Origin of the sequence: Sphingomonas sp. (genome assembly GCF_039594485.1) — a bacterium.
Taxonomy (GTDB): domain Bacteria; phylum Pseudomonadota; class Alphaproteobacteria; order Sphingomonadales; family Sphingomonadaceae; genus Sphingomonas.
Map to the genome: position 1 here is coordinate 1 of NZ_JBCNNI010000066.1, position 8,787 is coordinate 8,787.

Here is an 8,787-nt window from a genome sequence, read left to right on the forward strand (position 1 = left end):
TCGCCCAGGTCATCGGCGCGGTCGTCGACGTTCACTTCCCCGAGAACCTGCCCGCGATTCTGTCGGCGCTGGAGACGGACAATAACGGCACCCGCCTGGTGCTCGAAGTCGCGCAGCATCTGGGCGAGAACACCGTCCGCACGATCGCGATGGACACGACCGAGGGCCTGACCCGCGGCCAGACCGTGACCGACACCGGCAACCAGATCCAGGTGCCGGTCGGCCCCGCGACGCTGGGCCGCATCCTGAACGTCGTCGGCGAGCCGATCGACGAGCGTGGTCCGGTCGCGACCGAGCTGCGCGCGCCGATCCACGCCAAGGCGCCCGAGTTCATCGAACAGTCGACCGAGAGCGCGATCCTGGTCACCGGCATCAAGGTCATCGACCTCCTCGCGCCGTACGCCAAGGGCGGCAAGATCGGCCTGTTCGGTGGCGCGGGCGTCGGCAAGACCGTGCTCATCCAGGAACTGATCAACAACATCGCCAAGGGCCATGGCGGCACCTCGGTCTTCGCGGGCGTCGGTGAGCGGACCCGTGAGGGCAACGACCTGTATCACGAGTTCCTCGACGCGGGCGTCATCGCCAAGGACGCCGAGGGCAACGCGATCAGCGAGGGCTCGAAGGTCGCGCTGGTCTATGGCCAGATGAACGAGCCGCCGGGCGCCCGCGCGCGCGTCGCGCTGTCGGGTCTGACCATCGCGGAATATTTCCGCGACCAGGAAGGCCAGGACGTGCTGTTCTTCGTCGACAACATCTTCCGCTTCACCCAGGCGGGTGCGGAAGTGTCGGCGCTGCTCGGCCGTATTCCGTCGGCCGTGGGCTATCAGCCGACCCTGTCGACCGACATGGGCGCGCTGCAGGAGCGCATCACCTCGACCAACAAGGGTTCGATCACCTCGGTCCAGGCCGTGTACGTGCCCGCCGACGACTTGACCGACCCGGCGCCGGCGACGTCGTTCGCCCACTTGGACGCGACGACCGTGCTCAACCGCGCCATCTCGGAGCTGGGCATCTACCCGGCCGTCGACCCGCTCGACTCGACCAGCCGCGTGCTGGAGCCGCGCATCGTCGGCCAGGAGCATTACGAGACGGCCCGCGCGGTCCAGTCGCTGCTCCAGCGCTACAAGGCGCTGCAGGACATCATCGCGATCCTGGGCATGGACGAGCTGTCCGAAGAGGACAAGCTGACCGTCCAGCGCGCCCGCAAGATCCAGCGCTTCCTGTCGCAGCCCTTCCACGTCGCGGAAGTCTTCACCGGCATCTCGGGCAAGTTCGTCCAGATCGAAGACACGATCCGCTCGTTCAAGGCGGTGGTCGACGGCGAGTATGACCATCTGCCGGAAGCGGCCTTCTACATGGTCGGCGGTATCGACGAAGCCGTCGCCAAGGCCGAGAAGCTGGCTCAGGAAGCCTGATGATATAGGGGGACGGTCCGCTCCGTCCCCCTCTTTCCTCTCCCGGTTCGGGAGAGTGATGCGAGACAAAAGACCATGCTGCACTTCGAACTCGTCACGCCTGAAAAGCTCCTCCGCTCGGAGGAGGTGCATATGGTGGTCGTCCCCGGCACCGAGGGCGATTTCGGCGTGCTGGAGGGCCATGCGCCCTTCATGTCGACCATCCGCGACGGCGCGATCCAGGTGTACCGCACCGACAAGGGCGAGCCCGAATCGATCCAGATCCGCGGCGGCTTCGCCGAGGTGGGGCCGAACGGCCTGACCGTGCTGGCGGAGCATGCGGGGTAAGGTTTTTTTCCTTACCGGGGTTTTGAAACGGTCGTGGCGCGAGCTGCGGCCGTTTTCGTTTGTGGTGACGGGTAGGGCGTGGCCTTCGACTGCGCTCAGGCTGAACGGAGCGGGGGTAAAGGCGGCTATCCCCAACCGCCGCTCAGCCTGAGCGAAGTCGAAGGCCAAGGGAAACCCTCTCGCCCCCCCCCTCGCGAAAGCGCAAAGAAGATTTAGTTCGCGCGGAGGCGCGGAGACGCGGAGGTGTCTCGCCCGTCGCCTCTACAGCCTTTCACCATTGGCCAGTTATGAAAGGGCGGGGATGCCGCCAATGCGACAACTCCGCGTCTCCGCGCCTCCGCGCGAATCAACCTTCTTCGATGCCAGGCTCACAGAAAGCTGTACGGGTCCACATCCACCGCAACCCGAACCTTGGCCGACCACTCCAGCCCGCCCAACCATTCGCGGATCACGTCCTGCACCGCCAGCGCCCGCCGGGCATGGACCAGCAACCGGAACCGATGCCGCCCGCGCAGCATCGCCAGCGGTGCAGGCGCGGGGCCGAAGACGTGCATTCCGTCGACCTTGGGGGCGGCTCGCGCGATCATGGCCGCCGCCGACTGCGCTGCGCCCTGGTCCTCCGACGAGACGATGATCGCGGCATAGCGGCCGAAGGGTGGCGCATCGGCATCGCGGCGCGCCTCGGTCTCCGCCGTATAGAAGGTCTCGGCATCGCCCGTTATCAGCGCCTGCATCACCTGCGCCTTGGGGCTGTGCGTCTGGATGAAGACATGGCCCGGCTTGGCCCCGCGTCCCGCCCGGCCCGACACCTGACGAATCTGCTGGAAGGTGCGTTCGGCCGCGCGCAGGTCGCCGCCCTCCAGCCCCAGGTCGGCGTCGATCACGCCCACCAGCGTCAGGTTGGGGAAGTGATAGCCCTTGGTGATGAGCTGGGTGCCCACCACGATGTCGATGTCCCCGGCCTCCATCCGCGCGACGAACTCGGCCGCCTTGGCGGGGGACCAGATGGTGTCGGAGGTGACGACCGCGATCTTCGCCTCGGGAAACAGCGCGGTCGCCTCGTCCGCGATCCGCTCGACGCCGGGGCCACAGGCGACCAGCGAATCCTCGCCGCCGCATTCGGGGCAGGCGCGCGGGGTGGGCATGACATGGCCGCAATGGTGACAGGCCAGCCGCCGGACCAGCCGATGCTCGACCATCCAAGCGGTGCAATTGGGACATTGGAACCGGTGCCCGCAGGTCCGGCACAGGGTCAGCGGGGCATAGCCGCGCCGGTTGAGATAGAGCAGCGACTGTTCGCGCTTCTCCAGTGTCTGCTTCATCGCCGCGACCAGCTTGGGCGCGATCCAGCGGCCGCGTTCGGGCGGGTTCTGGATCAGGTCGATCGCCTCGATCGTCGGCATCTGCGCCGGCCCGAAGCGGCCGGGCAGCTTGACCTCGGTATAGCGGCCGAGCGCCACCTGCTGGCGGGTCTCGATCGCGGGGGTGGCGGAGGCGAGGATCACCGGGCACGGCTCGAACAGCCCGCGCATCACTGCCACGTCGCGCGCATGGTAGTGGACGCCGTCTTCCTGCTTGAAGCTGGTCTCATGCGCCTCGTCGACGACGATCAGGCCGAGATTGCGATAGGGCAGGAACAGCGCCGAGCGCGCGCCGACCGTGACCAGCCCTTGCCCGCTGGCGATCGCCCGCCATGCCCGCCGCCGTTGCGACGAGCGCAGGCCCGAATGCCATGCCACCGGCTCGCAGCCGAAACGGTCATGGAAGCGCTTGAGGAAGGGCTCGGTCAGCGCGATTTCGGGCAGGAGGACCAGCACCTGCCGACCCTCCGCTATGGCCTGCGCCACCGCCTCGAAATAGACCTCGGTCTTGCCCGATCCGGTTACGCCATCAAGCAGCACCGGCTGGAAGGTATGCGAGGCCACGCCCGCGACCAGCGTATCGGCCGCCGCGCGCTGATCCTCGGACAGTTCGGGGCGGTGATGATCGGGATCGGGGAGGGGGAAGGGGCTGTCGATATCGACTTCCACCCCCTCGATCGCGCCATTCTTGACGAGCCCCCGGATCACCGCGTCGGATACGTCCGCCATCGTTGCCAGCTCGCGGATCAGGCCCTGGCGGTCGCCGATCCGCTCCAGCGCCTGGGCCCGCTGCGGGGTGAGGCGTTCGGGGACATGGCCGGTGACGCGATATTCGGTGACCGTCCGCGCACCCTCCAGCGCGGAGGTGGAGGACAGCGCCATCCGCACCACGGCGGCGGGCGGGGCGAGATAATAATCGGCGGTCCATTCGATCAACCGGCGCAACGGACCCGGCAGGGGCGGCGCGTCGACGGCGCCCAGCAACGGGCGCAGGCGGTTGTCGCCGACCTCCACGTCGGAGGGCATCCGCTCCGGTTCCCACACCACGCCCAGCAACTGGCGCGGCCCCAGCGGCGCGACGACGATCGACCCAGGCTCGACGGTCATGCCCGGCGGCACCCGATAATCGAGCGGCCCGAGCGCGGAGTTCAGGACAAGGACGCGGGCACGCGAAGACATGGACCCGCTATATGGGCAGCGGTGGCTTTCAGGGAAGGGGGCCCACCCGCCCGGCCCGCGTGTCAGCCCTCCCGCGCGTCAGCCCTGATGTCGCCGATCGCCGCGCCGTCGCTCGCCCACCCGGTCGCGCTTGGCGGCATAGAGCCGACTGTCGGCGTGGTGCATGAAGTCGCGTGTCGTCCGGCACCCCTCCGGCAGCGACGTCGCGCAGACCGTTCCCGCACAGCTCATGGTCAGGCCATTGACGGTGATCGAGATCGCCAGCGACTGTTCGATCCGCGTGCGCAGCCGCTCCGGTTCGGCCAGCAGGACGGAGTCGCGGACGATCACCCCGAATTCGTCGCCGCCCAGACGGCCGACGAAGCAACCGGCCAGCCATTCGACGCGCAGCCGCTGGCCGACGATGCGCAGCACTTCATCCCCGGCGGGGTGGCCCAGCGTGTCGTTGATCAGCTTGAATCCGTCCAGATCGATAAGGACTAGGCCCAGCGGCTCGGTCGTCACGGCGGCCTCGCCGATCGCCTGTTCCAGCGCGCGGTCGAAGGCGGCGCGGTTGGCGAGCAGGGTCAGCGCGTCGGTGTCGGCGTTGCGGCGCAACTGTGTCTCCAGCGCGTGGCGTTCGGTCACGTCCTGGAACATGCCGACGACGCTGTGCGCCTTGCCGTCCAGCATCTCGCGCTCGCCCATAACCCGGACCCGGCGCTGGCGCCCGGTGGCGGAGACGAAGTCGAGTTCGACGTCGAATGCCTCGCCGGTGCGGATCGTACGCTCGATCGTTGCGCGCAATGCCGCACGCGATTCGGGCGGGTAGAAGGACAGGCCCTGTTCGACCGTGAAATCCTGGCCCGGCGGCAGTTCGTGGATGCGGTACACGCCGTCCGACCAGATCGCGCGGGAATCGCCGATGACGGTGCGCCATGATCCGATCAGCGCCAGTCGTTCGACCTGGCGGACGATCCGATCCTTGGTACGCAGCCTCTCCGCCTGGCGTTCGCTCAACTCGGCCATGGCGTTGGCGCGCCTGGCGATCGCGCGCGCGGCGATCAGCGCTTCGGCCAGCTTGGCCAGGTGGCGCAACGTCTGTTCGCCCGCGCCGCTGAGTGAACGGGGGGTGGTGTCCATCACGCACAGCGATCCGATCGGCTGGAGCGTGCCGGCCAGGTCGGGCACCCGGATCGGCATCCCGGCATAGAAGCGCGTCGCGTCTTCGCCGGTCACGAAGGGATTGCGCGCGAAACGCGGATCGGCCGACAGATCGGGGACGATCATCAGGTCGGTGGACTGGATGGTATGGTCGCAAAAGGCGACGTTGCGGGGCATCTGACGGGGCAAGGGGCCGACCGACGATTTCACCCAGAGGCGATCGCGATCCGCCAGCGTCAGCGCCGCGACCGGACAGCCCAGCATTTCGGCCGCCAGCGATACGAGCGATTGAAACTCCGTCTCCGGCTCGCTGTCGAGCAGCGCATGCGCCTGAAGCGTCGCAAGCCGACACTCATCGTCAAAGGAGGCGGGGATCGGAAAGGAAGCGGCCGTTGTGATTCTCCTGTTCATAACGGTGTTGAGGGGCAAAGTCTTAAAGTGGATCATATCCAGCAGTAATCGCTGGTTGATTCAATATGTTGACCGATCGTCGTAGCGAATGCGCCCGGCGTGACGGGGCGGGTGGGAGGTATGACGGATTTTTCATCTTGTGGTCACCCCGGGGTAGCCCGGCGAGGCGTAGCCACGGCCTCAGAGTTCAACGAGCTCGGCGCCCGACACTCCCGGGGGTGCCGTCGGGGCCGGCGGAGAGCGCGCTTTCCGCCGGCCTTTTGCCGAGGGGGTTTCCGGTCCCCGGACGGATACGCCTTTCGCGGTGATCGGGCTCGACCGGGTCCGGGGGCGTCACCCTTGGGCCAACCCTTGAGAGGATGGACCGCCCAATGCTGGAGCAGATCAGCCGATGAGTCGCAAAATCCTGATCGTCGAAGACGATGCGTCCACCGCCGCCTATGTCGCCAAGGGACTGGCCGAGGCCGGTTACACCGTCGAGCAATGCGGTGACGGGCGTGACGGCCTGTTCCTGGCGAGCGAGGGCATATTCGACCTGATCATCGCCGACCGGATGCTGCCGCGGCTCGACGGGCTGGCGATGGTCAGCGCGATCCGCGCGGCCGGGATCGCGACCCCGGTGCTGATCCTGTCGGCGCTGGCCACGGTCGATGACCGGGTCGACGGGCTGAAGGCGGGCGCGGACGATTATCTCTGCAAGCCCTTTTCCTTCGCCGAATTGTCCGCCCGGATCGAGGCGCTGGTCCGCCGCTCGGATCGGGCCGTGTCCGAGCCGACGCGGACCAAGCTGAATGTCGGCGATCTGGAAATCGACCTGCTGGCGCGCACCGTCACGCGGGCGGGCAAGATCATTCCGGTCGGCGCGCGCGAGTTCAACCTGCTGGAATTCCTGGCGCGTCATGCGGGCCAGGTCGTCACCCGGACGATGATGCTGGAGAAGATCTGGAATTACCACTTCGACCCGGGTTCCAATGTGGTCGACGTCCATATCGGTCGGTTGCGCCGCAAGCTGGAGGAAGGGTTCGGCAGCCCGATCCTGCATACCGTGCGCGGCGCGGGTTATCGGCTGGCCGTGGAGGGGTGAGGGTTCGCCTGACGATCTCGGCACGGATCGCGCTGCTGTCGATCGTCCTGGCGCTGCTGTCCAATCTGGCGCTGGTCGGGTTCATCTGGAAACAGACCAGCGCCGATGCGGTGGCGGCGATGCACCGCGAGATCGTGGAGCAGGCGGATGCGTTGCGCGCGGTCTGGCGGACCGGCGCCCTGCCGGCATTGGCGGATGCGATCACCCAGGCGCGCGAGCCCGGCGACGTCTCGCTGGTCCTGGCCATCTATGATGGGCAGGGGCACCGGATCGCGGGCTATGCGCCGCGTCATCTGGCGGTGCAGCTCGCCGATACACCGTTCAGGATCGCCGTGCTGGGGCGTGACGGCATATGGTCGGCGCGCGAGGCGGGCTACACCCTTCACCCGATCGGCAATGACTGGCTGCTGGTCGGGCGCCCGCTCGACCTGATCGAGGCGCAGCAGGTCGCGATCGAGCGGGCGCTGGCGCTTGGGGCTTTCCTGTCGCTGATGCTGGGCGTCGGGACCGGGCTGCTGCTGGCGCATTATGTCGCGGGGCGGCTCAACACGATCGTCTCGGTGATCGACGCGGCGGGGGAGGGCGATCTGTCGCGGCGCGTGGCGATGGTACGCGCCGGACATGGCAGTCTGAGCGACGGGGGCGATGCCTTTGATCGTCTGGCCGAGCGGTTGAACACGATGCTGGGCAAGATCGAGCAGTTGATGACCGAGCTGCGCCTCGTCACCGACAGCCTGGCGCACGACCTGCGCTCGCCGCTCGCCCGCCTGCGGACCAAGACCGAACATGCCGTCCTGATCGCCGATCCGGCCCAGCGCGAGGCGGCGCTGGGTGGCCTGCTGGTCGAGACGGACCTGATCATGCGGATGCTGACCATGGTCATCGAGATCAGCCGCTCCGAATCGGTCACGCGCGACCGCTTCACCCTGGTCGCGCCCGCCGATCTGGTGGAGGAGATCGGCGAACTCTACGCTCCCGTCGCCGAGGAGGCGGGGCTGCGTTTCGTGATCGAGATGGAAGACCGGCCCGCGCCCCTGCCGCTCCACCGCGAACTGATGAGCCAGGCGCTGTCCAACCTGATCGACAATGCGTTGAAGCACGGCGCGTCGGGCGGACAGGTGACGATGCGTCTGCGCCGGGGGCTGGAGGGAATCATCGTTCAGGTCGAGGATCGCGGGCCGGGCATCGCCGAGGCGGACCGGGCACAGGCGCTCAAGCGGTTCGGGCGACTCGATACTGCGCGCACGACGCCGGGGGCGGGGCTGGGCATGGCGCTGATCGAGGCGGTGGCGCGGCTCCATGGCGGACGGTTCGAGCTGGCGGACAATGCGCCTGGCCTGATCGCGCGGCTGATCATTCCCTGAAACCTCTCCTGTGGGGGAGGAATCGGGTTTTCCCCTCGGCGTCAGCCCGTTACACCCCGCCTTCATGGATTCGCTTTCCCTGTTCGGCCTGGCGGCCGTGTCCTTCACCCTGGTCTGCTATGCGATGGAGGCGGGGTCGCACTGGTGGACCTTCGGCTTCGTGCTCGGCTGCCTGGCGGGATCGGCCTATGGCTTCCTCCAGGGGGCATGGCCGTTCGGCGTCGTCGAGCTGGTCTGGGCGGTGGTGTCGTTTCGCCGCTGGCTGGCTTTGCGCAAAATTCAGGAACCGATCGCTTGACAGGGTGTTGCGCGGGCCCTAACTGACCATCCTTCCAACACTCTCGGTTGAACGACGCGCGATTTGCGGGCGTCGCGCTTCCGCGTGGCGGAACCATCGCGTTGAGATGGAGCATGTGCGGCCATGCCATGCTTCGTGGAGCTAGGAGAACAAATTTCATGGCACGTATCGCGGGTGTCAACATCCCGACCAACAAGCGCGTGAT

At 67.5% G+C, this 8,787-nt stretch carries 7 protein-coding genes; 5 read left to right on the plus strand and 2 right to left on the minus strand.

Annotated elements, in window-relative coordinates; all coding sequences use genetic code 11:
• On the plus strand, nucleotides 1–1,415 hold a 1,415-nt coding region (atpD, locus tag ABDV78_RS19055; RefSeq protein WP_343529031.1), incomplete at its 5' end, for a F0F1 ATP synthase subunit beta.
• Between the two features lie 75 nt (nucleotides 1,416–1,490).
• Nucleotides 1,491–1,742 (plus strand): ATP synthase F1 subunit epsilon, encoded by a 252-nt coding sequence (locus ABDV78_RS19060; RefSeq protein ID WP_343529032.1) that lies wholly within the window; start codon nucleotides 1,491–1,493, stop codon nucleotides 1,740–1,742.
• Between the two features lie 368 nt (nucleotides 1,743–2,110).
• On the opposite strand, the gene ABDV78_RS19065 is transcribed toward ABDV78_RS19060, so the two are convergent.
• Together ABDV78_RS19065 and ABDV78_RS19070 are read right to left on the minus strand one after the other, a co-directional pair.
• The gene (locus ABDV78_RS19065; protein ID WP_343529033.1) at nucleotides 2,111–4,282 is read right to left on the minus strand and encodes a primosomal protein N'; all 2,172 of its coding nucleotides are present in this window, start codon (nucleotides 4,280–4,282) and stop codon (nucleotides 2,111–2,113) included.
• Nucleotides 4,283–4,360: 78 nt separating this feature from the next.
• Nucleotides 4,361–5,836 carry a diguanylate cyclase gene (locus ABDV78_RS19070; RefSeq protein WP_343529034.1) on the minus strand — a complete coding sequence of 492 codons (1,476 nt, stop codon included), beginning with the start codon at nucleotides 5,834–5,836 and terminating at the stop codon, nucleotides 4,361–4,363.
• 391 nt (nucleotides 5,837–6,227) lie between these two features.
• Here ABDV78_RS19070 and ABDV78_RS19075 point away from each other — a divergent pair, with 391 nt between their 5' ends.
• From ABDV78_RS19075 to ABDV78_RS19085, 3 genes are all read left to right on the plus strand, one after another.
• On the plus strand, nucleotides 6,228–6,920 hold the full coding sequence (locus ABDV78_RS19075) for a response regulator transcription factor (RefSeq protein ID WP_343529035.1): 693 nt from the start codon (nucleotides 6,228–6,230) through the stop codon (nucleotides 6,918–6,920).
• Nucleotides 6,917–8,284, plus strand: a complete 1,368-nt coding sequence (locus ABDV78_RS19080) for a HAMP domain-containing sensor histidine kinase (protein ID WP_343529036.1) — start codon at nucleotides 6,917–6,919, stop codon at nucleotides 8,282–8,284. Before ABDV78_RS19075 ends, ABDV78_RS19080 begins: the two co-directional genes overlap by 4 nt.
• A gap of 64 nt (nucleotides 8,285–8,348) precedes the next feature.
• The gene (locus tag ABDV78_RS19085; protein ID WP_343529037.1) at nucleotides 8,349–8,582 is read left to right on the plus strand and encodes a hypothetical protein; all 234 of its coding nucleotides are present in this window, start codon (nucleotides 8,349–8,351) and stop codon (nucleotides 8,580–8,582) included.
• The last annotated feature ends 205 nt before the right edge of the window (nucleotides 8,583–8,787 follow it).